The sequence below is a fragment of the Arthrobacter sp. BF1 genome, from assembly GCF_056680215.1.
Genome location: NZ_CM155271.1, coordinates 2,725,992 through 2,750,681, shown reverse-complemented (window position 1 = coordinate 2,750,681; position 24,690 = coordinate 2,725,992). Strand labels below are relative to the sequence as shown.

Here is a 24,690-nt window from a genome sequence, read left to right as displayed (position 1 = left end):
GGGCAGCCCGCTTCCAGTCTGCAACGGGCATGCCCTAGGCGATCAGCCCTTCAGCGATTCCAATGAATTCTTCTGCGCGCTTCTTCCAATCGAAGGTTTCGATGAGGCCTGGCGAAGGTGCATCCCAACCGCCTTCCAGGAGATCTCGAACTTCGGCCGACCATGCATTGGCGTCGTGGCTCTGCACGAGTCTTACCTCGGCACCTTCCTCTGCCAGGTACGTTGCAGCGGCCACCGGGGTGCTCACCACAGCAGCCCCAGAGGCTATGGCCTCCAACAAAGTTGTCTGAAATCCTTCAGCCAGGAGGGTCGGATTAAGCAGAATGCCATTTGAAAGCACGTCCCGGATACCAGCCGCGTTGAGGTAACCGTGGAACACGGCTTGGCTGCCAAGAGGTGACGATTCCAATGACTTGAGCAGCTTTTGGCGCTCTATTCCATCGCCGATAAAGTGAACCTCTAGCTCGGGGAAGTCGTTATAAAGTGACTCGGCAACCTTTAGGGTCTGATCCCATCCCTTGCCGGGCACAAGCCTTCCCAGGAAGATCAACCGCTGCCTGTGGCTGCTCGACAGTGGCGCACAAAAGGACTTTGTGTCTATCGCATTGTGAAAGAGCAGGCTCGGGCTCCCGGCGAGCCGCTGGACGAAATCCTTCGCACCTGTCGAGATAGCGAGAACAGTATTGGCACGACGGAGAATGTAACGTCCCATCGTCCGGTCGACGACCCTGCTGATAAAACCCACCAAAGGCGATACGCCTTTGACATGGTCGGAGCCATGCTCAGTATGGACCACCGGTACGTTCAGCGACCGACCCAGCCTCAGTCCCACGAACGACATCGGAAAGAACCTGGTGTGAACTGAGACCAAGGTTACCCCTTGGTCTTTAAGAACTCTCTGGAGAGACTGGGTGGTTCCGGGGAAAGGCGCTGAGAATACGCCTGCGATGGTCCGACTACCGCGCAGGCGATGGACCGTTACTTTGCCGACATCCACACCTATCCGTGAGTTATCGAGCGCAATTACTGTCACTCGATGACCTAGTTCGGCCACGTGGTGTGCCAGTTGCTGCACATGCTGTTCCAGTCCACCGATTTTCGGAGGGTAATTGTTGACGACGAAGGCGATATGTTGCTGACCGTGGTTCACGAACGCTTTAACCTATCTTCAATCTTATGCTTAGACCTGAGAGTTCTTCCGGCCGTCTAAAAGTCGGCGACTCATCTCATCAATATCAGACTGCATTTTTTCCGTAGTGGCACGAAGAATTGCCGTTTCTTCGGCCAACGTTCGCGTCTCATCCTCAACTGTGGACAACTCCCACGACAGATGCAGAGTCACTCCGACCAGAAGAACCAGAGCCATCGAAAAAATGAGGTTCGCTGGCACGACGACCCCAAATTGTTGGCTAGTCCACACTAGAATTTGCGGGAAACCCGTCAAGATGATCGTCAATATGCCCAAAAAGATCCACAGCACGGCATATTTTTCACGAAGCCGTCTTTGGCGAACAAGCCCGATAACCAGCCCCACCGTCAAGACCGCAACGCAAAAAGTGATAGCGCTCCCAATCATTGAGCACCAACTTCCACAATTAATCCTGATCGCTTGCGGGTGAGAGCCAAGAATAAGGCTAGAACGGACCTGGCCAGGTAGATGCTTGATTTAAGGGGATTGTGACTCGGGGTACCACCTTGGCGCACACGCATTTCAACCGGAACCTGAGTTACCTTGCATCCGGAGCGTGCGGCAACTACAAGTGAATCTATGGTATCGCCCAAATATTCGGCGGGATAATGATCCAGATATTGGGATATTGCTTTCGCATTTGCTGCGCGGAACCCGCTGGTCACGTCGGTCAATTTGGTTCTCGCCACTCTGGAAACGACGGCGGCCAAGAACTGCATCGACCACTTCCTCGGACCGGAGACTTGATAGGCTCCGCGCTCGGCAAACCTTGCACCGATGCAGATATCGGCGTGTTGGAGCCCTTCTAGGACGTGCGTTATGTCTTTCGGATCATGCTGGCCATCGGCATCCACTTGGATGACTCGCGTGTAGTTCATGCGGTGGGCGAACTTAAAGCCTGCCCGCATAGCCCCCCCGACGCCGAGGTTGAATGGAAGTACTAAGACCTGCGCCCCGGCTTCGGCGGCTACCTCGGCCGTTCTGTCTGTGGAGCCGTCGCTCACGACCAACACGTCGCACTCCGGAGCATGCTCCTGAACCTCCTGAATTGTGGAACGAATGACAGTTTCCTCGTTCCACGCGGGGATAATGACGAGAGGGTGGGCTTCTTGTGTAGGCACACTGTCAATGGTACCAACAACGATTTCAGACCGGGTGAGACTTCAGCCCGAGCCCCGCCAACCCGCCGTTGATCCTGGTGTCTTCAGAGACGGCTACAGGTCTAATGCCGTGGTTTGGGTATCGCTGGCCCGGCTGCCGTGGGCCACACCGATGCGCGTGGGCCCGTAGAAGTTCGCATCGAGTTTTGGCGGACAGAGTCAGAGCATCGGTGACCAGGCAGAGCGCGCCACGCGGATGCCGGAGAATCCGTAGAGCGGGCGATTCGCCTGCTCAGCTATGATTGGACGAACCCCGTTCTTGTAGGTCAGGAAGAATTTTGTCGGTAGCCGCAGTAGTTGTTTCATTCAATCGTGTTGAATATCTCAAGAAGTGCCTGCTCGCCCTCAGCCAGCAGACGCGCAAACTCGACGAAATCATTGTCGTCGAAAATGGGTCGACCGACGGAAGTGCCGAGTTTATCAAAGCCAACTATCCGAGCTTTACGCTGCACGAAACGGGGAAGAACCTGGGCGGCGCTGGGGGATTCGCCCTGGGCGTGGACCTGGCCATTGCGAACGGCCACGACGCCGCTTGGCTGATGGACGACGACGCGGAACCGCACCATGACGCCGTTGGATACCTGTGCAGCACAATGGATACTGCCCAGCCCAGGCCGGCGTTCGTGACATCACTCGTCGTCAATGACGAGGGCACCGCGAGCCGCGACCATGCCTTGGATGTTTCCAACGACACACGGTCGCAACTGCAAGCGGTGCAGCACAGTGCCATAGCTGTATCAAGTGCCAGCTTCGTGGGCGTGCTAATCGATCTTAAGCTGGCAGCAAGTCAGCCATTGCCTTACAGCGATTTCTTCATCTGGCTGGACGACGTCGAGTACACCCGACGCCTTGCCAGCCAATCCTGGGGTTTATGTGTGCCGTTGAGCAAAATCAAGCACCCCGAGAAGAACAATCGTGCTGACCTCGGAGGCCGACTTTTTTATCTCATTCGAAATTCCATCTGGCTGAGCAAACTCAGTCAGAGCCAACCCACGATCCTCCACCGTCCCACCGCAGTGGTGCTGGCCATGATGGTGTTGTCCCTGAAGCAGTTGAAAGCGGCAGAAGACAAGAGACAGTGGCTGAGATGTTCGGCGGCTGGCCTTTGGCAGGGCATATTTTCAGCGCCGAGAGCCGATATGCCTGGAAGCCTGGCCGATGACACCAAGTCATCGGCCGTGATGTAGGGGATAGGTCACTACTTGAGAGACACATCCGGCACGCCGCGCGTGGTGATTGCGGTTGTCGCAGCGTTCAATCCGGATGCGGACTTCATGACGCGGGTTGCGGACCTCCAGACCCAAGTCGATGAAGTCATTGTCGTCAACGACGGTTCGAGTGAAATGCATGAGGCGACATTTGAGGCGGTTTCCGCGCTGGGGTCTCCCGTCCTCCACCAGCCGAAGAATTCCGGTATTGCCGCAGCGCTGAACGCGGGTGTTCGTCGAGCACTTGAACTGGCGAGTCCGGACTTCATCCTGACGATGGATCAAGATTCGTCCCTTGACATCGATTACGTTCTGAGGGCAGTCGCGACCTACGAAGCCGCCCGGGCGGCGGACCTAAATGTCGGGCTGGTTTCCGCCGAGTCGTTCAATGGCGTTCCTGCGCTTAAGGACGGAACTGCCGGGGGTCGCTTCGAGGTCCCGTTCGATCCCTGGCAGTCGGGAATGTTGATCCCCTCGAGCGTTTTCGAGTCGGGTATTTGTCTCAATGAGGCGTACTTCATTGATAACGTGGATTCAGAATTCGCTTTAAATCTCAGGCTGAATGGCTATACGACCATAATGGGTGAGCGCTGCAACCTCCTCCATAATTTGGGTGAAAAAAGGACTGGCCGGTTGTTCGGGCGGGAGATTTCCTATACCTATCATTCACCGAAACGTATTTATTACATCACTCGGAATAGCTGCTTTCTTGCCCAAGACTACGGGGCAAAGCGCCCAACGTGGTTCCTTCGGAAGACGTTCCACGACATCCTCAATCAGTCAATTCGCTTGGTGCTGTCGGAAGATAAACGGTCCGTTGTGGGAATGATGACCGCAGGTATCAAGGATGGTCTGCGTCGACGAGCGGGGCGATTCGAGGACCGGTACACGCAGGCGAACTAGAACTGCAGCGGAACATGTCCACGAGCACTATGGACGCATCGTAGGTGCTTCGGGATGGGCCACGCGTCAGCTTTCCACTAGTGATAATAGGACTGATTTATGTCAGATGTTCAACATCCGGATCTGCCCGCCCCAACCGGCGCTGATGGAGGCGAAGCCTACGGGGTCGTTGCAATGGCAGCGTATCGTCCGAACAGTGATCTCTTCCGCCGGCAGATCGAGTCAATAAAGGGCCAGACCTACAAGAACTTCCACTGCCTTATCTCCGCCGATGGAGATGCGCAGGCGCTCAAGCGGGAGCTGGAGGGGATTGTTGGTAATGACCCTCGGTTCAAGGTGCTGGGATTTGAGGAAAGACTAGGCTTCTACGGAAATTTTGAACGTGTTCTAAAAAGCGTCCCATCGGCAGCACAATGGGTTGCGCTAAGTGATCAGGATGACTACTGGTATCCCAATAAGATTGAGAGGCTGGTCCCGCTACTTTCGGACTATCCGCTAGTGTCAAGCCAAGCGAGGGTAGTGGAGCACCCAAGTGGCCAGGTACTGTCCGAACGGACGCAACGCCGCAACGTGAAACCGCAAAGTTACTTCGTTGAGAACCAGTACACCGGGGGAGCCATGGTCTTCCGTCGAGACGTCCTGGACGTGGCTCTACCCTTTCCCAGATATGACTCCCCATCGGAGGTCCACGATCACTGGATTGCAGTCTGCGCATCGTCGCAGGGCAAATGTTTGGTTCTCGACGAAATTCTCCAAGATTATGTGCAACACGGGGAAAACGTTTTGGGCGAGGCTCAAAGCGGATTCAGTCCCTTGCGGAGTTATCGAAACCTGATCTCCCTTGCGAAGAAACGCCGGGGATCGACTTCGCCGGCCGACGTCCTACGAACCGTTTATGATGTGGGTGCCGGCTGGCGTGAAGTAATGGCGGACCAGTTGAGGGAGCGGACTCGCGATCTGCACGGCGACATTGCGGACGCCGTCCATATCTTCGGCTCGGGCCGTCACCGTAGGCGCACCTACTGGTCTGTTCTCGAAGGCTGGCGCTCCGGAGAGATCACGGTGCGCGCAGCCCTTGAATATGTTCTGGGCGATGCTGCCGCCTCGCTGGGAAGACGGACAACGTATGTCATGTCGGCTAAGGACGGACAATAGCCTTCCAAGTGGGTGCCCATGCTTTAAAGCTATAGCCGCTCTCTATAGCGCTACGTCCAGTCACCCCGAGTACCGAGCGGGCACGGGAGGAACTTGCCAGCAAGTCCCGGATGGCGTCTTCCCAATCCTTAGCGCCAAGGGCAGGTGCGCCCCCCAATTCGTCGAGGACCTTTTTGTTGGTGCCAACGGGGCTGCCAACAACAGGAAGCCCTGCCGCGGAGTATTGAAGGAGTTTATAGGCGCACTTTCCACGGGTAAATGGGGTATCAGGCAACGGCATTATGCCGATGTCGGCGTCTGCCAACTGGTTGGCGAAACTCTCGGCGTCCCACTGCGTCCGGTCAACGATCTGGTCCAAAGAACCCAAACTCCGGTGTCCACTTGATATTACGCGCAGGCGTATGGGTATCTCGGCGTTGATCCGCAGGAGCGGTTCAGTGAGGATCTCAAGAAAAGGTTCCGTCGAGGGTGACCCCAGCCAGACCAGTGTTGGTACTTCAGGCAGTTCGTAGTTGGACTTCAGCCGGTAGTCACCAGGATTAACGCAGCTCGGGATCATCGTCACCTGATGGCTGAGCTTGGCGGCCTCCTCGGCCAGATAATCGTTGCCCGCAATGATTTGTGTAGCTGCCTGGACTGAACGATGCCAGAGTTTTCCCTTGGGGTACAGGCTGTACGGGAAGGGTGCGCCGTTGTGGAAGATCGCATCGTCAAAGTCGTAGACGGAGAACTGGGCGGAGCGAAGTAGCCGGCTTTCCAAGCGGCCGTTGCTAAGCGGGGATGCCTCCCGACTCATCAGGAGTGTTTCCGTTGTGCCTGCCTGAGCTAAGGTCCGCAGGGATCGCTCCGCCGCTACCACCTGGGGGACGTGCCTGGAGAGCGTGCTGAAGCTGTTTTCCGCCTTGCCTAGATAGGCGTACTCCTGGGTTGCCGCGATTCCCAGATAGTCCAGCCAATCGTGCATCCGAACCCTGGCACTGCTGCCGTTCCTCCCATAGGTGGCGACGGTAATCACTAGGCGAGAGCACCCCGCTTAGCAACCTCAGCCTGCCACGCCGAGTCGACAATTTCAGTCAGTGACCGACGGGCGGTCCATCCCAGCGCTGACTCTATCCTGGCGACATCGGCAATCAACTTGGGAGGATCGCCTGCACGTCGGGGAGCGAAAACTGGCTCGAAACTGTGACCGGAAACATCGCCAAGAACGCTGAGAACCTCACGGACTGAGGCGCCCCGCCCCGTCCCGACATTCAGTACCGCTTCCAGGGGGCCGGTGCCGGCAGTTGAGGCCAAGGCGGCCAAGTGCGCGTCAGCCAGATCGGCGATATGTACGTAGTCACGGATGCAAGTACCGTCCGGAGTCGCGTAGTCGCTGCCGTAAACGACCGGAGGTTGCCCATCGAGAACTCTGTTAATCACGATCGGGATCAGGTTCAGGGCGGCGGGGTCAGCCAATGCAGCGGATTCGGCGCCGGCAACGTTGAAGTATCGCAGGTTTACGTGGCGGAGTCCCCACGCAGCTGCGGACGCAGCGGTCATCCACTCCCCAATGAGCTTACTCTCCCCGTAGGGGCTGATGGGGTGGGTGGGTGTGTCCTCCGTGACTGTTTCTACCTCGGGCATGCCGTACGTGGCGGCGGAAGACGAGAAGACGAAGCGTTTGACGCCGCAGTCCTCCATGGCGGATAAGACGGCGGTCATGCCGCCGACATTCTCTCGGTAGTAAAGCAGGGGATTGGCCATTGACTCGCCGACCTGTTTGAGCGCGGCAACGTGTATGACAGCTTCCACGTTCCGCTCGCGCATGACTCGTGCGAGTCGCTGCCGGGCATCAGGCGCTGCGAGATCTAATTCGACCAGCGAGGCCGTGCCAATCCGGTCAGCACGGCCCGTGGACAGGTTGTCCACGACAACAACATCCTCGTTGCGCTGTGCGAGTAAACTAACCACGTGCGCGCCGATGTAACCCGCGCCGCCGGTAACCAAAATGCTCATTGGCTGCACCTTCCGTTAATTTGCTGATTGGCGGCATCCGAAGACAGTTGGCGCACGTAGTCAGCAAGTCGTGGAGTAACTTCCTGAGTTACATAACCCGTATCGGTGATTTTGCGCAGGTCCAATGTGCTGTTGAGTGGGCGGGGCGCGGCGGCCTTTCCTGCGAAGTACTCGTCAGTGCTGACGCCGGTTACGGATTCCCGTGACGCTCCGAGGAGTTCGTAGACGTCAGCGGCGATGTCTGCCCATGACTGTTCCGGACCGTCGTTGGTGATGTTGTAGACGCCGTAGTCGGCTCCGGTGGTCAGCAGGTGTCGGATTCCTGCGGCGATGTCTGTGGTGAAACTGAGCCGGCCGAACTGGTCGTCGACGACGGATGGGCTGATCCCGCGGGCAGCCAACGATGACATGGTCCGAACGAAGTTGTTGCCCTCTCCGATGACCCAGCTGGTGCGCACAATGTAGTGTTTCGGAACGACACTGACCGCGGCGTCACCGGCCGCTTTGGTCTGGCCGTAAACGCCCAGCGGCGTCGGCGGCTCGTCCTCGCCGTGGGTCTTTGCCGTTCCGTCAAAAACGTAATCGGAGGAGACCTGAACGAGGATCAGGTCATGTTCGAGGGCGATCCGGGCGAGTCGCGCCACGGCGGTGACGTTGACATTCCACGCCGCAGCGCGGCCTTCCGGGGTTTCCGCGGTGTCGACCGCGGTGAAAGCAGCCGCATTGATGATCGTGGAATAGTTTTTCCAGTTGACCTTGGCCAGGAAGTCCGCTTCCGTCAGGTCAATCTGTCCCCGCGTGGCGAACTCAACTGATGTGTCGCCGTCGTAGAGGTCCCGAAGCGCTTTGCCGAGCTGGCCGTTGGCACCCAGGACGAGAATCTTCCTCGGCGGCATTGGCGTGACGTCCTGAAGGCGGGGGTGGGCCTTGTCCTTGTCGGAGAGTTCGGCCTGGTCGAGCGGGATGGGCCACTGGAGGGCCGCCGTTTCGTCGGCAAGGTTCAGGAAGGTGTATCGGCCCTGGGCATCGGCGGACCAGTGGTCGTTGACCAGGTACGTGTAGGCGGTGTTGTCCTCGAGCGTCTGGAAGGCGTTGCCGACGCCGCGGGGGATGAAGATTGCCTGGCTCGGATCGAGCACGGCGGTAAAAACGGCGCCGAACGAGGGGCCCTCCCGCAAATCCACCCAGGCACCGAAAATACGGCCGGTGGCCACCGAAATGAACTTGTCCCACGGCTCCGCGTGGATACCGCGCGTTGTCCCCGCCTTTTCGTTGAACGAGATGTTGTTCTGCACGGGCCGGAAATCCGGCAGCCCCAAAGCCACCATTTTCTCCCGCTGCCAGTTTTCCTTGAACCAACCACGGTTGTCACCGTGCACCGGCAGATCATAGAGAACGACGCCGGGGATGGGCGTTTCGCGGACGGCGAGCTTTTTTGAGAACTCGATGGCCATCGCGCTATTGGCCCTGTTCCTTGTACTTGGCTTCGGTCTGTTCCTTTTGCGGCCGCCACCAGTCTTCGTTGTCCCGATACCAGGTAATCGTGTCCTCGATGCCGGCGTCGAAGTTGGAGAACTGCGGTTCCCAGCCCAGTTCGCTCCGGAGCTTGCTGGAGTCGATGGCGTAGCGCAGGTCATGGCCCGCACGGTCCACGACGTGGTCATAGGCGTCCGGGGCCTCGCCCATGTGCTTGAGAATCAATTCGACGACGTCTTTGTTGTTCTTCTCCCCGTCGGCGCCGATCAGGTACGTCTCGCCGATCCGGCCCTCGGCGATGATGGCCAGCACGGCCGAGGAATGGTCATTCGCGTGGATCCAGTCCCGGACGTTCTCGCCCTTACCATAAAGCTTGGGCCGGACCCCGTCGATCACGTTGGTGATCTGGCGCGGGATGAACTTCTCCACGTGCTGGTACGGGCCGTAGTTGTTCGAGCAGTTACTGATCGTCGCCTGCAGCCCGAAGGAACGCACCCAGGCCCGGACCAACAGGTCAGAGCCGGCCTTCGTAGAGGAATACGGGCTGGACGGGTTGTACGGGGTCTCTTCCGTGAACCGCTCCGCGTCATCAAGCGCCAGATCCCCATAGACCTCGTCAGTGGAAATGTGGTGGAAGCGCTTGTTATGCTTCCGGGCCGCCTCGATCAGCGTGAAGGTGCCCACGATGTTGGTGTCCAGGAACGGGCGCGGGTCATGCAGTGAATTATCGTTATGCGACTCCGCGGCGTAGTGCACCACCACATCGGCGCCGGCGACAAGGCCGTCCACCAGGCCGGCGTCGGCGATGTCTCCCTCAACGAACGTGAAGCGCCCCTCCGGGAGCCCCGCCAGGGACTCGAGGTTGCCTGCATAGGTGAGCTTGTCCAAAACAGTGACGTGATCGCCAGTGTTCTCAAGAACGTAATGGACAAAATTTGAACCAATGAACCCGGCACCACCGGTAACAAGAAGTCGCTGCATAGTTCCCAAGACTACCGGATTTGCCGCGGCCATTAGCGAAGGGAAAGATGGGGGCATGCGCGGAATAATACTTGCCGGCGGTACCGGCTCTCGGCTTCACCCCATTACCCTGGGCGTCAGCAAACAACTGGTTCCTGTCTACGACAAGCCCATGATTTATTATCCGCTATCCACGCTGATCCTGGCTGGCATCCGGGACATCCTTATCATCACCACTCCGCATGATGCCGAGCAGTTCGAGCGACTCTTGGGTGATGGTTCCCGTTTTGGCGTGTCGATCACTTACAAGCAGCAGCCGTCTCCTGACGGACTAGCGCAAGCCTTCATATTGGGCGAGGAGCATATCGGTGATGACAGCGTGGCGCTCGTGCTGGGCGACAACATCTTCTATGGGCAAGGCATGGGCACCCAGCTCCGCCGCTTCAAGGACATAGATGGTGGGGCCGTCTTCGGATATTGGGTGAAGGACCCTGCCGCCTACGGCGTTGTCGAGTTTGACGAAAGTGGGAGGGCTTTGTCTCTGGAGGAGAAACCCCTTAAGCCCAAGAGCCATTATGCGGTACCCGGGCTCTATTTCTACGACAACAGCGTCGTGGACATTGCTAAAGGTCTCGAACCGTCCCCCCGTGGCGAACTCGAAATAACGGACGTCAACCGCATCTACCTGGAGCGGGGCAAACTCCAGGTGGAAATCCTGCCCCGGGGGACAGCCTGGTTGGACACTGGAACTTTCAACGATCTAAATGATGCGTCCAACTTCATCCGGACTGTCGAGAACCGACAAGGGCTAAAAATTGGAGCCCCGGAAGAGATTGCCTGGAGGCTCGGCTTCCTCAGCGACGATGAGCTCCGCACGCGAGCGGAGCCGCTGGTCAAGAGCGGCTACGGAACTTATCTCCTGGAGCTCCTTAACGAACAGTAACGCTCAAGCCTGACACGAGGTGGGGGACGATGCCGAGTGGCTTCGTCCCCCACCTCCTTCTGTTAGTAGCTCAGCGTCCGGCAGCCCAACTGGGAGTTGTTCGAGCTGAGAACAGAGACGGCCACACCATAAGTGCAAACAGTGTATTGCCCCCGTGCACTCACAGGTATGGAGGTGGTGTAACCATGATCCCCTACGGTGTTGAGTGCGGATTTGACGTCCGGACGCGACAGGTTTGCCGTAAAGGGGAACCCCTTCGTGCTGCCGTCCGGGTACGTCACATACACGTGAACTGGATTGGACGTGGCGGGAAATGAAGGGTCCAAGGTCCAGCCCGTGGTCTGGATGGAAGCTGCGCCGCTAGCGACTTGCACCGACGCACCGTCCAAGACGCCCATCGTCGGTGGAGTCGCCGGGGCGGATACGTCCTTGCAGCCGAGCAGAGTCGGGCCAGCCGATATTGGCTCTACCCCGAGTGCCTGGACGCACACGCTATACGTGCCTGCAGCCTTGATGGGAACGGAACCTTGGAACCCGTGGTCGCCGACTGTGTTCAAAGCAGCGTTAACATCAGGCCTTTTCAGACCTGCGGTGAACACTGTCCCCGAACCCACAACCCCGCGGTCGTCTTTGTAGGAAACGGTGACACTTATAGGGACGCTCGTCGCTGGCTGGGTGGGATCGAGGGCCCAGCCTTGGACTTGTACGCTGGCCGCGGTGGGAGCCGCGGTCAGTTTGATTCCGTCGTAGCTGCCGATGGGTGCTGGGCTTGCGTCGACAAGAACGGTCTTGCAGCCCAGTGGTCGGTTGGAGTTTTGACCAATCGCAAAGGTGCATGCCTTGTAGGCGCCAGGCGATGTAACGGGAATCTGACGGTCGAACCCGTGGTTCGTGCCCCACCCAGTGACCGATTGCACATCAGGCCGGGACGTGTTGGCGGTCTCGCGGTACCCCGTCGTGGACCCGTCAGGCGCCGTGATGTAAGTGTCCGCAAACGTAGAAGCACTAGGGTTTGCTAAATCCACAGCCCAGCCTTTGAGCTGTAACGTCACCTTGGTTGACGTACGGACCTGGCCCATGCTGTCGAAGGAACCTGTAGGCGCCTCTACGCCCGCAGCCGTGATGCTTTTGCATCCGAGCGGGGTGTTGCCGAAGCCTCCAATCGAATAGGCGCACACTTCGTACGTCCCGGACGCCGTGATCGTGACTTGGCCGTCAAATCCATGCGAGGAACCAAATCCAAACGCTTGATCGACGTCCGGCCTGGATTTGTTGGCCGTCCAGGGATAGCCGGTTCTGGTTCCATCTGGCCGCTTCACATAGACATGGGTCTCATTCGCCGCTGGCGTGTTGGCCAGGTCAACAGACCATCCCCCAGCTCGGAGCGAGACATCGGTGCCGTTGCGGATGACGGAGAGCTCGTCAAAGCTGCCAGTTGGCAGCTTAGCTCCAGCGAAACGCTGGAGAGATGCGTAGTCCCCGTTCCACACATTCGAATCGCCGGCGAGGGGTCCCGTACTGCTGTATTGCCAGACGCTGTAAGTGCTCCAGCTCCCAGTGGGAACTGCGCCTGCGTCGTTAGTCGGGGAGCCAGGGTACGCCGCAACCCACAGCGGGTAGTCGCCGAAGCCAGGAGGGTTGCCAAGGCACTGGTTCCACCAACCGGTGTTGGTGTAGATAACGGGCAGACGGCCGGTCAGCGACAGCATGGTGTTGCCGAAGTCGCGGACCCAGGATCCGAGCTGTGCTGGGGACATGCCGTAGCAGGTGTTGCCGAAATAGAAACCGTTGATGGTTCGGCCTTCGTACGGATTGAACTCAAAGTCAAGGACCGGCGGCATGGTGTATCCGTCAGCGGACCATCCGCCACCGTTTGCAACAAAGTACCGCGCCTGGTCGGCACCCGAAGACCAGTTTGGAATGGCAAAGTGATAGGCGCCCCGGATCATTCCTACGTTGCGTGATCCTTGGTACTGCGAGTTGAACTGGTCGTTGGTGAAGTAGTTGCCTTCGGAGGCCTTCACGTAGGCGAACCTGGCGCCCATATTCCACTGCTGCTGCCAGTCAACGCTCGGCTGGTGGCCGCTGACGTCGAGTCCCTGGACACCAAACGTTGGCATCCAAGTGCCCTCGGTGCTGACAGACTCCGTCTGCAATTTCTGTATTGAGGCTGACGGCGACGAGGCGGTCACTCGTTTCGACCGCTGGCCCATCTCTGCTCCGGCGGCGCCGATGACTTGCGCCATGGATTCATCCGTGACGGAAGGTATCGGCGCACGCGGGGGCGCCGCCGATGGAGGTGGGGCAGAGGCTACAGGAGCAGCTGCAGGAGGGGGCGCTCCGGCGGCAGGTGGAGGCGAGGGGGGCGTCGTCGGCGCCGATGTTGAGGACGGCGCTGGTGTGGGACTCGTGTCAGCGGCGAACGCGGCGCTCGCCAGTCCGGGGCCACATATGAGCGCGGCAGCCACGACTGCTGACCATAAGAACTGCATGACGGGACTACGGGACTGAGACGGGTTCCGCTTCATTATTGGCTCCGGAGACAATGACACGCTCGTGAAAGCTCATCGGGGTTGCCGTACCGGCGTTTCTCCCAGGAGACGCCGGACGGGAGATTTCTGACAAATATCGCGATCACCATAGCACTGGAGAAACGGGAGTGGCTAGTGATGAGGTTGTGTGGAATGAGGCTGTTGTGACATCTGTGGTCCAAGTAGAAGCAGACAGCTAGCTAGGTCTATGCCGCGCCTTGCAGTCAGGATCGCTATCGCCACGGGTGCCCCGCGTATCGACGCAAGCTCATTTTCGTATGGGAACGCTAATGAGATAACATCTATGCGGCGCAAGCAGCGCCAAGGTCTGCAGTGAAGGCCGTTAAAACCAATCTCGACGTATGCGTCGCATCAGTGGTCAATGAGGGACGATGAAAAGCGACGGCGATTTAGCTTGGAAGAATATCGGCTGGAGAGTCCTTGTAACTCTTGGTGCGGTCCTGGCAGGAACCTTTATCGCGCTTAGCCGGCTCAGCCCTGCTGTGCGGGGGACGGTATGGGCGGAAGATGGTTCAATCTTCCTTCAGGACGCGCTGAGTCGCCGCGGATTATTGGATATATTTGCGCCCTACCAAGGTTACCTTCATGTAGTCCCAAGGGCTGCAACAAAATTTGTGGTTCGGTTTTTTTCAATCGACGATTACGCAGTGGTGATTTCGTTGGTGACGTCTCTCCTGATGTCCCTCATCGCAGTCCTGGTCTTTAATTGCTCCCGAGCACTTACCGCGAATAACCTCGTCCGTCTTGCTTGGGCGTCGATTACTATTCTTGTGGCTCCTGGGGCGCTCGAAACACAAGGCAACTTCGCCAACTTCCATTGGTATCTCTTATGGCTGGTGCCATGGCTTCTAATTAAACCTGCGCAAACGAAGGCTGAAGGTGCCCTGCTGTTTGGCGCGGCGGCACTGGCTTCCCTAACTGAGATCCTGACTCTAATGTTCGTTCCGCTTTTTCTATACCGGCTCAAGGATAAGGCATTCCTTCCAGCTCGGCTCGGGTTGCTTGCGGGCATAACGTGCCAGATCACGGCAACCCTTTCCTTCCCTCGTTCCGCGCCGTTCCAGCCTGCCGATCTCCTGTCGGTAGCTGAGGGGTGGTTCTTGAACAGCTCCTCGGCTGTTGTATTCGGTACGTCGAATCAGATCCTACTCACCATTTTGAACTTTGGAATGCTTCCCATCATTTTGGCCGCCTTACCATTCTTCCTGGTCTTTCTATACCTTCTACTAAAGGGTACAGGGCAGGTCCGTGCACTGGCAGTCTTGTTTGTGGCTGCCTCTGTCGGAGTTTGGTCGGCGGCGACTATTCTAAATTTTTCTTATCACTTCGACTACTCCACCTTTGATGCAACCGAGTGGTCGACTTTTCTCTTAGGAAGATACAGCACAGTACCGTCAATGTTTTTGATTGCTCTGCTTCCATTGTTGGCGCTCAGTCTGGAAAAAGTTTCCAAAACTGCATTCTCTAGCGTTTTGACTGTTTTCCTGGTTCTACAATGCATTTATTTCTTTCCGTCGGCGGCGTTTCGTCAGGATGGACCGGTCTGGGCAAATGGCATTGCGGCAGCTAGGGATGCCTGCGTCGCTGACCCGGCGCTGGGCGAATTGGCCGTCGGAACCGCGCCCGGGACGTGGAAGGTACAGGTCCGCTGCGACGACCTGCGACCATGAAGGTCACGTAACTAAGTATTGTCAACATCGTCCGTTCTGCCTCGAGGAGTCATTGTGCCTAAGAACATCGAACCGCTTCCTTCTTGGGGCCGTCGGCTAGCAGGCATCGAGGGTTTACGCGCAGCAGCAGCCATCTCGGTGTTGGCTTATCACGTGGGCCTTATGACATCCGACCAAGTCCACTCGGGACCCTTGGGTAAGGTCGTACTCCCACTCCTGGGCCAAGGGCTTCCGCTTTTCTTTGTGTTGTCGGGGTTTCTGTTGTTTCGGCCCTTTGCGGCGTGCATCGTGAGCCGTAAAGTTTTTCCTTCGATTCCACGATATGCGGCCAATCGGCTTCTTAGGATTTATCCCGTCTACTTGGTCATTTTCGCGGCAGCCACCTTTGTTATGGGCTCCGTATATATCAAAGGAAGCACTCATGGTTTTGGTCCCGATAACATCGGGCGCCTTACGGAGCCGATAAAGTTCCTAGCCAATGCGTTTCTTGTGCAAATGTTTATTCCACAGTTTGTTATGAGTGGACTCCCTGTGGCGTGGTCACTCACGGCCGAAATTTCGTTTTACGTAGCTGTACCTTTAATGGCGCTGCTATCGGCGTGGCTGGTGCGGCGGGGAATGAACACGGCATTGGCTCTTGCAGTGATACCGGCGGCCTTGGTGGCGGTGGGACTGGGAGTAACTACCTGGGGCAAGGCGGCATCGGATCACTTGCCGTATGCCGCTCGTGTTGATTTTTCCTTTGGTCAAACAGGTTCTGCAGTTCTGCTGAGAAGTTTCTTGGGACAGGCTGACCTTTTCGCCTACGGAATCGCGGCGGCCCTAGTAGTCGTCTTCCTGAACGAGCGCGGAGTTAAGCGCATCACGCCGTGGCCCAAGTTGGGTCTAGTAGTTCTAGCGATTGTCGCAGTTTCCGTCGGAATGGTGGGGACGATGCCTTACCTGTCACACCTGACCGGCGTAGCTTCCGCTCTCATTCTGCTCGCTGTCGTGCTTCCGTCATCACGTGATGGAGGCGCCAACAGGCTCGCTTTGGTATTGGAGTGGCATCCGATACGTTTTACGGGCACCATCAGCTACAGCATCTACCTGTGGCACCTCCCGGTGATTTTTTGGCTTATGACGCACAAACTGACCGTTGGAGATTCTGCGGTGGCGTTTCTCTTTAATATTGTTCTCGTCCTCGGAATTGTTCTGCCGCTGTCTGCCCTTACTTATTATGTGGTCGAGCGCCCGGCCATGATGAGGAAAATGTCTCCCATCCTGGTGTCCGATAGGGTGCGTCAAGAACGTCGCGTTTCGACGGTTTCCTGATTCACGACGATGCCGTGTGCGCGCCTTTGCAAGGGCAGCGATAGCGAAAATACCCGCTCGTAGGGGAGCCGTCACTCTTGTCATCATGTCTGCCATCCATATGTTTGCCCCCTTGTTATCCACAACGCTCCACATTTGACTTGGCGGCATGCCCTAAGCTCCCTAGGCTGTACCCAGTTGAACTGCCTCCACCGGGGGCGGCAGTTGTATTGGGGAACTTATGGATGCCGTGCGCATCGTGGAAGACGAAGTCCGCGAGCTGATCCGCCGTCGGGGCCTGGATCCGCTGCGTCAGGCCGGCGAGGTCCGCCGCCTGGTGGAGGCGGCCGTCAGCGACTATGACGAGCGGGCCCTCATGGGACCGCTGCCGCCGATTGGGCCGCTTGAGACCGCACGCAGGTTTGTTTTCGACGCCGTAGCCGGCTTTGGCGTACTCCAGCCGCTGCTGGACGACCCCTCGATCGAGGAGGTCTGGATCAATGCGCCCAACGAAATCTATGTGGCGCGGAACGGCGAGTCAGAGCTGACGTCGCTGAGCCTCACGGACCAGCAGGTGCGCGACCTTGTGGAGCGCATGCTGAAGAGTTCTGGCCGGCGCCTCGATATGTCGTCACCGTTCGTGGATGCCGCCCTCCCCGATGGCTCCAGACTCCACGTGGTCATCCCGGACGTCACCCGACGCCACTGGGCAGTGAACATCCGCAAGTTTGTGGTGAAGGCCAGCAGGCTGGAACACCTGGTCGAGTTGGGCACTTTGACGCCGCAGTCCGCCCGATTCCTCGGTGCCGCTGTATCCAGTGGACTGAACATCCTCGTCTCGGGTGCCACGCAGGCCGGTAAGACCACCATGCTCAACTGCCTGGCCGCAAGCATCGGCAGCCGCGAGCGCGTTATTACTGTTGAGGAGATCTTCGAACTACAGTTTCCGCTCCGGGACGTGGTGGGACTGCAATGCCGGCAGCCCAACCTTGAGGGCGAGGGCGAGATTCCGCTGCGCAGGCTCGTTAAGGAAGCGCTACGGATGCGTCCGGACCGCCTGGTGGTCGGTGAGGTCCGTGAAGCCGAAAGCCTTGACATGCTTATTGCTTTAAATAGCGGCTTGCCAGGAATGTGCACCGTCCACGCAAATTCGGCTCACGACGCAGTGACCAAGATCTGCACTCTGCCTTTGCTGGCAGGCGAAAACATCTCTTCAGCGTTCGTTGTCCCTACGGTGGCGTCCTGCATCGACTTGGTGGTCCACTGCAGCCGGCACGCCAATGGACGCCGGCAAGTCACCGAGATCCTTTCCTTGGGCCGGCGGGTGGAGAACGGCATCATCGAATCGTCAATGGTTTTCGCGATGGCGGACGGTCAACTGCAGCCCCGGGCAAACTCCATGCCGGCGGCTGAGAAGTTTGCCCGAGCAGGGTACGACGTCGCGGCGTTGCTGGAGCCGCGCTGATGGCGCCGCTGTTCGGGGTACTTGCCGGAATTGGTTTGTTCCTTATCTGGTGGTCGTTCTGGGAGAAGCCGGCGGCGGTGAAGCGTCGCCCCAGGGTCAGTCGCATCGAGGACGTCCTGGCCGCCGCCGGCATCGAGAAAGTCACGGCCGCCGGCCTCGTCGCCTCCTGCCTGGGTCTGGGCGTATTTGTTGCATTGGTCTTCTTTGTCATCTCCGGGTCTTGGCCCATGTCCGTCTGCTTCGGGCTGTTCGGCGGCTGGCTTCCCGTCAGCATTGTTCGCTGGCGGGCCACTAAAAGGAGTGCTGTGTTGCGCCAGCTCTGGCCGGACGTCGTCGACCATTTACGGTCCGCCATCCGCGCCGGACTTTCCCTGCCGGAGGCTCTCATCCAGCTGGGGCAAAAGGGGCCCGAGGAACTCCGGCACGTATTCCGCGACTTCGGCGCCGATTACCGCGCCGGTGGACAGTTCGATCCGTCGCTTAACAAGCTCAAAGATCGTCTTGCCGATCCCGTGGCGGACCGAATCATCGAAGCACTCAGGCTGACCCGCGAGGTGGGCGGTTCAGACCTAGGCAAGCTCCTAGGCACTTTGGCCGAATTCCTGCGCGAGAACGCCCGCACGCGCAGCGAACTGGAAGCCCGGCAGTCCTGGACCGTCAACGCCGCCCGGCTGGCAGTTGCTGCGCCCTGGATTGTGATGCTCCTGCTGGCCACCCGCCCCGAGGCTGTGAACGCTTACAACACGCCGATGGGCGCAGGGGTCCTCCTGGGCGGTCTGGTGGTCTCTCTCATCTGCTACTCAATCATGCTGCGGATCGGCGCTCTGCCCCAAGATCAACGGGTGCTGCGATGAGTGGCATCTCGGCAGCCGCTATTGTTTGCGGCATCGTCCTCGGCGTCGGTCTGTGGATCTTGTTCGTCAGGTTGCCCTTCATGCGCCCACTCACCTTCGTCGAACGCATTGAGCCGCAGCTGAAGTCGCAGAACCTGGAATCCCGGCTGCTGCGCGCCAGCGGACATAACGCCACGCCCTTCGGTCCGTTGGAACGGATAATGCGGCCCCTTCTTCACGACGGACTCGCAGCCCTCGGCCGGCTGAATCTTGGTTCGAAGGCGCCGACCCGCCGGCTGGCGCAGGCGGGCATCAACAAATCACCCGTGGATTTCCGGGCTGAGCAGTTGCTCTGGGCAGCCGCCGGATTTGTTACTGCGCTGGCACTGGTGGTTCTGTACGCCGTGGCCGGCCGCTTCACTCCGTTCCTCGCGGTGGTTGCCGTGCTGGGAAGCGCACTCGGCGGATTCCTCTTCCGTGACTTCTGGCTGGGCGTCCAGATCAGCAAGCGTGAGACCAGGATGATGGCTGAGTTTCCCAGCCTGGCGGAACTGATGGCGTTGGCCGTCGGCGCCGGCGAGAGCGCTACCGGAGCACTGGACCGGGTGTGCCGCAGTGCGCATGGGGAACTGGCCAAGGAATTTTCCAAAATCCTCGCTGAAACCAGGGCAGGGAAACCCTTGGTGGAAGCGCTGCAGGAGTTTTCCGCCCGAACAGACCTTGGCCCGCTGGTCCGATTTGTGGACGGCATCATCGTCGCAGTCGAGCGCGGAACACCCCTTGCCGACGTCCTGAGGGCACAGGCGCAGGATGTCCGCGACACGGCAAAACGGGACCTGATGGAGTCGGCGGGCAAGAAAGAAATCGCCATGATGGTGCCCCTCGTCTTCGGTGTCCTTCCGTTAACGGTTGTGTTCGCCGTGTTCCCCGGCATTGCTGCCATCAGCCTTGGACTGTAGTCATGACCGTCACTCAACCGTCAGATACCCAACGACGTCTACCCTCTCGACAGCCGTACCACTTACTGAATGGAATGGAATGGAAATGAAAAAACTGGGAATCTCAAGCAGCGTGCTGTTCCTTACCTTGCTGGCCGGCTTCTGGGCATGGTCCGGCTCTTCCGTGTCAGGGAGAGGCCGTCGTCAGGCAAAGGCTGGCGTCGCGGCCTCCGATGGCCGGGAGGTGACAAACCACCACCACGTCCCGGACCGCGCAGACCTTCCTGACCACCCGGACCGTGGCGACGTGCCCGGCTGGGTCATGATCACCTTGATGTCAGCCGTCCTCGTGGCCGCATTGCTCGCCCTGGCCGGCCCGGCTCTGGAAGCTATGTTTAACCAGGCTATGGAAAAGGTCGGAAGCTAGGGCATGCCTGACGCTGGCCAGCGCAGTTCCAGTCGACGCCCTTACGGCGCAGGTGAAGACTGTCGCAGGGAGGAACGAGGGTCCGCGGTGGTGGACTTTGTACTGGTGGGCGGGCTGCTCACCATGTTCTTCCTGGCCATCATCCAGCTCACCCTGGTCCTGCACGTCCGCAATACGCTCATTGATGCGGCCGCCTCGGGCGCACGCTACGGAACGCTCGCGGACCGTGGCGCCTCAGATGCGGAAGAGCGGGCGGCAACACTGATAGGAACTGCGCTGAACGACGAGTTCGCGCAAGACATCACCACCGCCGAAGTGACGTTCCAGGGCCTGCGCACGCTCGAAGTGACCATCAGGGCTCCCATGCCCGTCATCGGGCTCATCGGACCACGAGACGTCTTGGAGGTGAAGGGCCATGCGGCCATCCAGCCTTAGCAATTTTTGCGCCTGCCCAAAGATTCGGGCCCGTCTACGCCACAGGTTCCGGGTGGCACTCTCCACGGAACACGGCGACCGGGGAAGTGCCGTCGTCGAATTCACGTTCCTGGCGCTGCTCCTGATGGTTCCCCTCGTCTACTTCATCATCACCGTCGGCCAAATCCAGGGTGGGTCCTTTGCCGTCGTTGGCGCCGCAGATCAGGCGGCGAAGGTATTCGTTGCCCAGCCCGATGCAGAATCGGGCCGCGCCGCCGCCGAGCAGGCTGCCCTCATCGCCCTCGCGGATTTCGGCCATGACGCCGGCACCGCCCGGGTCTCCACACGCTGCGATCCCACCGACTGCCATGCTGCCGGAACAGCCGTCACTGTCACCGTGAACCTCAACGTGCCGTTGCCCTTCGTTCCCTTCAATGACGACTTCAGGCTGCAGGCAAGCGAGGTTGAGGCGTCCTCCACCCAACTGGTCGGCAGGTTCAGGTGACCCCAGGATGAACCGTCACTCCGCCGTCGCAACCGCCCCCACAAGTGCCTCCACGAAGAGCCCGGACCAGCAGACAGAAGACGGGCAGATGATCGTCATGATCGTCGGCTACGTCCTACTCGCCCTGCTGGTGGTCACTGTGGTCATCGGCATCTCCAGTGTCTACCTCGAACACAAGCGGTTGCTTTCCCTGGCCGACGGCGCCTCGCTCGCGGCCGCTGACAGCTACACCCTCGGGGAGGTCGCGGGAGCGACAGGAAGCCCCTCGGCCGTCCTCGGTTCCGGGCGTGTCCGAAATGTGGCGTCGGACTTCGTGGCCAGGAGCCCGGCGTCGGCCCGCTTCGACGGTCTGGCCGTGACGCAGGGAACCGGCAGCCCCGACGGTTCCACGGCCGTCGTGGTTCTCAGCTCGTTGGTCCACCCGCCCGTGGTGAACTTCCTGGTGCCGGACGGGATCCGGATCGAAGCAGCGTCCACGGCCCGTTCCCGGCTCACCCGCTGACCGGAGGCCTCCGGCCGCACCGGGAACCCGACCCGTAACCGCCGCCCACGCCGGGAGCCCGGGCCCCGGCCCCATAGCGTAGGCTTAAACAACCATGGCCAATATTGATTTTTCCGCAGAAATCCGCGCCCTCCGCGCCACGTACAACTCCATCGAGCGCGTCAGCGATGTCGAGGCCCTGAAGGAAGACATCGCCGAACTGAGCGAGCGCGCGGGCGAACCGGACCTGTGGGACGACCCCGCTGCGGCCCAGAAGATCACCTCCCGGCTTTCGCACAGGCAGTCCGAGCTGGAGCGGCTGAACAAGTTGGTCTCACGGATCGACGACCTCGAAGTTCTGGTGGAACTGGGCCAGGACGAGGACGACGCCGACTCCATGGGCGAAGCGGCCACCGAACTTGAGTCAATCCGGAAGTCCCTGAAGGACCTGGAAGTGGTCACGCTGCTTTCCGGCGAGTACGACGAACGCGAAGCCGTGGTGTCCATCCGGGCCGGAGCAGGCGGCGTGGATGCCGCAGACTTCGCCGAAATGCTGATGCGGATGTACCTCCGGTGGGCGGAGCGCCACGGGTACCCCACCACGGTGATGGACACGTCCTACGCCGAAGAGGCGGGCCTCAAGTCCGCAACGTTCGAGGTCAAGGCCCCGTATGCCTTCGGTACGCTGAGCGTCGAGGCCGGAACCCACCGGCTGGTGCGGATCAGCCCCTTTGACAACCAGGGCCGACGCCAGACGTCGTTCGCCGCCGTCGAGGTTATCCCGCTGATTGAGTCCACGGACTCCATAGACATTCCTGACAACGAGATCCGCGTGGACGTGTTCCGCTCCTCAGGCCCCGGCGGTCAGTCCGTTAACACCACGGACTCCGCGGTGCGTCTCACGCACATCCCCACCGGCACGGTGGTGTCCATGCAGAACGAAAAATCGCAGCTCCAGAACCGGGCCGCCGCCATGCGCGTGCTGCAGTCCCGCCTCCTCCTGCTGAAGAAGGAGCAGGAGGACGCCGAGAAGAAGGCCTTCGCCGGCGACGTGAAGGCTTCCTGGGGCGACCAAATGCGCTCCTATGTCCTGAACCCGTACCAAATGGTCAAGGACCTCCGCACAGAACACGAAGTCGGCAACACGTCCGCAGTCTTCGACGGCGAGATTGACGACTTCATCGACGCCGGGATCCGCTGGCGGACCGACAACCGCAACGCAGCGAAGTAGCTCCCTCCCGGCGATCACCGCCGGCAGGTCACCACCGCCAACCCGCGACACACCCCTGAAAGCCCCGAAATACGGCAAAAAGACTGCGTATAGTCAAGGGGCCGGGGCCTCTAATTCCCCAAACGAATGCCCGCGCGCCGGCTGCAGATCTGGGCTGCATCAGCGGTGCCCTGCAGGGTAATTAGGGCCATGATCCGATTCGATAATGTCACCAAGGTCTACGACCAGACGGCCCGGCCTGCGCTGGACGATGTCAGCCTTGAGATAGACCGTGGTGAATTCGCGTTCCTCGTGGGCGCTTCCGGATCCGGAAAGTCCACTTTCCTCCGCCTGGTCCTCAAGGAGGACCGGGCCTCTTCGGGCGCCGTTTACGTGGCCGGCCAGAATGTCGCCAAGATTTCGAGCTGGCGCGTGCCCAGGCTCCGCCGCGGAATCGGCGTGGTCTTCCAGGACTTCCGTCTCCTCCCGCAGAAGAACGTGTTCGCCAACGTTGCCTTCGCCATGCAGGTCATCGGCAAGAGCCGCAGCGTTATTCGTGACACTGTGCCCGAAGTCCTGAAGACCGTGGGCCTCGAAGGTAAAGAGAACCGCCTTCCGCACGAACTTTCCGGCGGTGAGCAGCAGCGTGTGGCCATTGCCCGCGCCGTAGTCAACCGCCCCGGCATCCTCCTTGCCGACGAACCCACCGGCAACCTCGACCCCACCACCTCGATGGGCATCATGGGCGTCCTGGACAAGATCAACCAGAACGGCACCACGGTGGTCATGGCCACCCACGACGACGACATCGTCAACGAGATGCGCAAACGCGTGGTTGAGCTCAAAAACGGCATCGTCATCCGTGACGAAGCCAAGGCGCTCTACACCTCCATGATTCCGGTAGTGGGCCAGTCGCGCCGACTGCGGGACGCCAGCGGCCGGGACGAGGAACCGCCCACTCCGGGGGACCGCCAGCCCGGCGCAGGGGAGGGGCCGCGATGAGACTCGCCTTTATCCTTGGTGAGATCGGCAGCGGCCTGCGCCGCAACGTCTCCATGGTGGTCTCAGTCATCCTGGTCACCTTTGTCTCCCTGACATTCGTGGGTGCCGCCGGCATGCTGCAGCTTCAGATCAACCAGATGAAGGGCTACTGGTACGACAAAGTCCAGGTGGCCATCTTCCTCTGCAGTGACGGTTCGACGGCGGCCGGCTGCGCCACAGGTCCGATCACCCCGGAGCAGCAGGACAACCTACAGACACTGCTGGAATCGCCCGCCGTGGCCCAGTACGTCAACGACTTCCACTTTGAGTCCAAAGAAGAGGCGTACAAGCACTTCAAGGATCAGTTCTCAAACTCACCGATCGTCGATTCAGTGACGCCGGACCAGCTTCCCGCTTCCTTCCGGATCAACATGAAGGATCCGGAGAAGTACCAGATCATCAGCGAGACGTTCTCCTCGCAGCCGGGCGTCGAAACGGTCATCGACCAGCGCCAACTGCTGGAGCGCCTGTTCTCCGCCATGAACGCAGCATCGCTCGTTGCTGTCAGTATTGCCGGCGTCATGATTGTCTGCGCCATCCTCCTGATCGCCACCACCATCCGGCTCTCGGCCTTCAGCCGGCGCCGCGAAACTGGAATCATGCGCCTGGTGGGCGCATCCAAGATGGTCATTCAACTGCCGTTCATCCTTGAGGGCGTGATTGCTGCCGTCATTGGCGCCGCGCTCGCCTCGGGGACGCTGTGGGCCGTAGCGCACTTCTTCCTCGGCGAGTACCTCTCGAAGCAGTATCCGGACACGGCGTTTATCTCGCCCGGCCAGACCCTCATTCTTGCGCCAGCCTTGCTGATCCTTGGCGGATCTTTGGCAGGAATTTCGTCTCTCTTGACCTTGCGCAGATACTTGAAGGTTTAG

Annotated in this window: 24 protein-coding genes; 16 read left to right on the top strand and 8 right to left on the bottom strand. The window is 59.5% G+C overall.

The annotated features are described in order from the left end of the window. Positions 1–34: 34 nt before the first annotated feature. From AC1MCD_RS12905 to AC1MCD_RS12895, 3 genes are read right to left on the bottom strand one after another with little or no spacing between them, the layout of a single operon-like run. Positions 35–1,150: a glycosyltransferase family 4 protein gene (locus tag AC1MCD_RS12905; RefSeq protein WP_498672506.1), complete on the bottom strand. Its 1,116-nt coding sequence runs from the start codon at positions 1,148–1,150 to the stop codon at positions 35–37. Between the two features lie 30 nt (positions 1,151–1,180). Then, complete coding sequence (locus AC1MCD_RS12900; RefSeq protein ID WP_498672505.1) at positions 1,181–1,576, bottom strand: DUF2304 domain-containing protein; 396 nt, start codon at positions 1,574–1,576, stop codon at positions 1,181–1,183. Beyond that, complete coding sequence (locus AC1MCD_RS12895; protein ID WP_498672503.1) at positions 1,573–2,310, bottom strand: glycosyltransferase family 2 protein; 738 nt, start codon at positions 2,308–2,310, stop codon at positions 1,573–1,575. The genes AC1MCD_RS12900 and AC1MCD_RS12895 overlap by 4 nt, the downstream gene beginning before the upstream one ends. Before the next feature lie 317 nt (positions 2,311–2,627). Between AC1MCD_RS12895 and AC1MCD_RS12890 the strand changes: the two genes are divergently transcribed. The 3 genes from AC1MCD_RS12890 to AC1MCD_RS12880 all read left to right on the top strand — a co-directional run bounded on the left by AC1MCD_RS12890 (position 2,628) and on the right by AC1MCD_RS12880 (position 5,615). Beyond that, positions 2,628–3,536: a glycosyltransferase gene (locus tag AC1MCD_RS12890; protein WP_498672501.1), complete on the top strand. Its 909-nt coding sequence runs from the start codon at positions 2,628–2,630 to the stop codon at positions 3,534–3,536. Positions 3,537–3,551: 15 nt separating this feature from the next. Further along, positions 3,552–4,460, top strand: a complete 909-nt coding sequence (locus AC1MCD_RS12885; RefSeq protein WP_498672499.1) for a glycosyltransferase — start codon at positions 3,552–3,554, stop codon at positions 4,458–4,460. A gap of 99 nt (positions 4,461–4,559) precedes the next feature. Beyond that, complete coding sequence (locus tag AC1MCD_RS12880; protein WP_498672498.1) at positions 4,560–5,615, top strand: glycosyltransferase; 1,056 nt, start codon at positions 4,560–4,562, stop codon at positions 5,613–5,615. On the opposite strand, the gene AC1MCD_RS12875 is transcribed toward AC1MCD_RS12880, so the two are convergent. Genes AC1MCD_RS12875 through rfbB form a run of 4 tightly spaced genes read right to left on the bottom strand, consistent with a single transcriptional unit; the run spans position 5,599 to position 10,067 of the window. Beyond that, entirely contained in the window at positions 5,599–6,630 is a 1,032-nt protein-coding gene (locus AC1MCD_RS12875) for a glycosyltransferase family protein (protein WP_498672497.1), read from the bottom strand. The genes AC1MCD_RS12880 and AC1MCD_RS12875 overlap by 17 nt on opposite strands. Then, positions 6,630–7,610, bottom strand: coding sequence for a UDP-glucose 4-epimerase GalE (galE, locus tag AC1MCD_RS12870; protein WP_498672495.1), 981 nt, complete (start codon positions 7,608–7,610; stop codon positions 6,630–6,632). Before galE ends, AC1MCD_RS12875 begins: the two co-directional genes overlap by 1 nt. Further along, positions 7,607–9,064 carry a sugar nucleotide-binding protein gene (locus tag AC1MCD_RS12865; protein WP_498672492.1) on the bottom strand — a complete coding sequence of 486 codons (1,458 nt, stop codon included), beginning with the start codon at positions 9,062–9,064 and terminating at the stop codon, positions 7,607–7,609. Before AC1MCD_RS12865 ends, galE begins: the two co-directional genes overlap by 4 nt. A 4-nt stretch (positions 9,065–9,068) precedes the next feature. After that, complete coding sequence (gene rfbB, locus AC1MCD_RS12860; protein WP_498672490.1) at positions 9,069–10,067, bottom strand: dTDP-glucose 4,6-dehydratase; 999 nt, start codon at positions 10,065–10,067, stop codon at positions 9,069–9,071. A gap of 55 nt (positions 10,068–10,122) precedes the next feature. On the opposite strand from rfbB, the gene rfbA reads away from it, so the two are divergent. Then, positions 10,123–10,989, top strand: a complete 867-nt coding sequence (rfbA, locus tag AC1MCD_RS12855) for a glucose-1-phosphate thymidylyltransferase RfbA (RefSeq protein ID WP_498672488.1) — start codon at positions 10,123–10,125, stop codon at positions 10,987–10,989. Between the two features lie 62 nt (positions 10,990–11,051). Here rfbA and AC1MCD_RS12850 read toward each other — a convergent pair whose 3' ends face one another. Beyond that, positions 11,052–13,109, bottom strand: a complete 2,058-nt coding sequence (locus tag AC1MCD_RS12850) for a lysozyme (RefSeq protein ID WP_498672485.1) — start codon at positions 13,107–13,109, stop codon at positions 11,052–11,054. A gap of 803 nt (positions 13,110–13,912) precedes the next feature. Here AC1MCD_RS12850 and AC1MCD_RS12845 point away from each other — a divergent pair. The 12 genes from AC1MCD_RS12845 to ftsX all read left to right on the top strand — a co-directional run bounded on the left by AC1MCD_RS12845 (position 13,913) and on the right by ftsX (position 24,690). Continuing rightward, the gene (locus AC1MCD_RS12845; RefSeq protein WP_498672483.1) at positions 13,913–15,211 is read left to right on the top strand and encodes a hypothetical protein; all 1,299 of its coding nucleotides are present in this window, start codon (positions 13,913–13,915) and stop codon (positions 15,209–15,211) included. A 54-nt stretch (positions 15,212–15,265) separates the two neighbouring features. Next, positions 15,266–16,525 carry an acyltransferase family protein gene (locus AC1MCD_RS12840; protein ID WP_498672481.1) on the top strand — a complete coding sequence of 420 codons (1,260 nt, stop codon included), beginning with the start codon at positions 15,266–15,268 and terminating at the stop codon, positions 16,523–16,525. A 220-nt stretch (positions 16,526–16,745) separates the two neighbouring features. Continuing rightward, entirely contained in the window at positions 16,746–17,969 is a 1,224-nt protein-coding gene (locus tag AC1MCD_RS12835) for a TadA family conjugal transfer-associated ATPase (RefSeq protein WP_498672479.1), read from the top strand. After that, positions 17,969–18,823, top strand: coding sequence for a type II secretion system F family protein (locus AC1MCD_RS12830; RefSeq protein ID WP_498672477.1), 855 nt, complete (start codon positions 17,969–17,971; stop codon positions 18,821–18,823). The genes AC1MCD_RS12835 and AC1MCD_RS12830 overlap by 1 nt, the downstream gene beginning before the upstream one ends. Next, positions 18,820–19,761 (top strand): type II secretion system F family protein, encoded by a 942-nt coding sequence (locus AC1MCD_RS12825; RefSeq protein WP_498672475.1) that lies wholly within the window; start codon positions 18,820–18,822, stop codon positions 19,759–19,761. Before AC1MCD_RS12830 ends, AC1MCD_RS12825 begins: the two co-directional genes overlap by 4 nt. A 223-nt stretch (positions 19,762–19,984) precedes the next feature. Continuing rightward, entirely contained in the window at positions 19,985–20,167 is a 183-nt protein-coding gene (locus AC1MCD_RS12820) for a hypothetical protein (RefSeq protein WP_498678331.1), read from the top strand. A 123-nt stretch (positions 20,168–20,290) separates the two neighbouring features. Further along, positions 20,291–20,602 (top strand): TadE/TadG family type IV pilus assembly protein, encoded by a 312-nt coding sequence (locus tag AC1MCD_RS12815; protein WP_498678329.1) that lies wholly within the window; start codon positions 20,291–20,293, stop codon positions 20,600–20,602. Between the two features lie 52 nt (positions 20,603–20,654). After that, positions 20,655–21,086 carry a hypothetical protein gene (locus AC1MCD_RS12810; RefSeq protein WP_498672472.1) on the top strand — a complete coding sequence of 144 codons (432 nt, stop codon included), beginning with the start codon at positions 20,655–20,657 and terminating at the stop codon, positions 21,084–21,086. Between the two features lie 88 nt (positions 21,087–21,174). Continuing rightward, positions 21,175–21,588, top strand: coding sequence for a pilus assembly protein TadG-related protein (locus AC1MCD_RS12805; protein ID WP_498678328.1), 414 nt, complete (start codon positions 21,175–21,177; stop codon positions 21,586–21,588). A 94-nt stretch (positions 21,589–21,682) separates the two neighbouring features. After that, on the top strand, positions 21,683–22,798 hold the full coding sequence (gene prfB / locus AC1MCD_RS12800; RefSeq protein ID WP_498672471.1) for a peptide chain release factor 2: 1,116 nt from the start codon (positions 21,683–21,685) through the stop codon (positions 22,796–22,798). 189 nt (positions 22,799–22,987) lie between these two features. Continuing rightward, a complete protein-coding gene (gene ftsE / locus AC1MCD_RS12795) occupies positions 22,988–23,779 on the top strand; it encodes a cell division ATP-binding protein FtsE (protein WP_498672470.1) in 792 nt (263 codons plus the stop codon). Further along, a complete protein-coding gene (gene ftsX / locus AC1MCD_RS12790) occupies positions 23,776–24,690 on the top strand; it encodes a permease-like cell division protein FtsX (protein ID WP_498672467.1) in 915 nt (304 codons plus the stop codon). Before ftsE ends, ftsX begins: the two co-directional genes overlap by 4 nt.